The sequence below is a fragment of the Treponema sp. R80B11-R83G3 genome (assembly GCF_054786115.1).
The window spans coordinates 1-846 of record NZ_BDHF01000320.1; the positions used below are offsets into that span (position 1 = coordinate 1).

At 45.0% G+C, this 846-nt stretch carries 1 protein-coding gene; it reads right to left on the reverse strand.

What is annotated here, in order from left to right; genetic code table 11:
* Window positions 1–749: PD-(D/E)XK nuclease family transposase (locus ACYVRH_RS13600; RefSeq protein WP_461257427.1), on the reverse strand; the 749-nt coding region annotated here is incomplete at its 3' end.
* Between the last annotated feature and the right edge of the window lie 97 nt (window positions 750–846).

Here is an 846-nt window from a genome sequence, read left to right on the forward strand (position 1 = left end):
TTTAACTCACCCATCTTGCGTATGTATTCTATCTCGTTCTGCGTGAAGCCTGTCATGGTTTTTACTGCCATCGCTATGCCCTCCTCTCGGTTGGTTATATCAATTATTTTAGCCCTTTTTTCATCGTCTGTCAAATATTCAAAAAATATTGCCCACTGTTCCGCGTCTGTCATCTCTTCAATGGGTTTTCCGGCTATGGGTTTTGTTTTTACCAGTTCAACAGTTATTATTCTTGTCTTTCCGCCAAGACAGACGCGGGTTTTAAGATCGCTGTATGAAAAATCGTGTATGAGGTTCTCGTCCGGGAAAAATTTTCCCTTTGCAAGAATTGCGATTTGATACGTTTCTTTCAAATCGTCATAATTTTTGCCATCCCCGTGAATGTCCTGCCCGGTAAATAATACTGCCGTATAGTACTCAAGACGCACCATTTCATTCGCGTTGGGATTAAACGACATTTCCACATTGACAAGTTCGCCTTCCTTTGTTCTGCAGGATACGTCTAAGCGTACGTATTTCTGCCTCAAATCTTTAATCGGCGGCTCGTTGGCAGTGATTATCTCCACCGCGATAGTTCGTCCGATAAGCGCGGAAATCAGGGCTGATAGCGCGCCTCTTGACGCTGACGTGTCTTTTGTGAATACGGCTTTGAACACATGGTCATAGCGGATGTCCAAGATACGCTCCCCGTCCCTGAAAGGGAAAGGACCCCACTCGTACTTGGCGGGATTTTGATTGTTTGCTTCCATAAATGTCCTCCTATAGTGGTTTGCAGTTGACCGCCGCAGGACGGTTTTTAAAAACTACATACCCTATATGGCGTGGACTCGCGGTTTTGCTTGACTG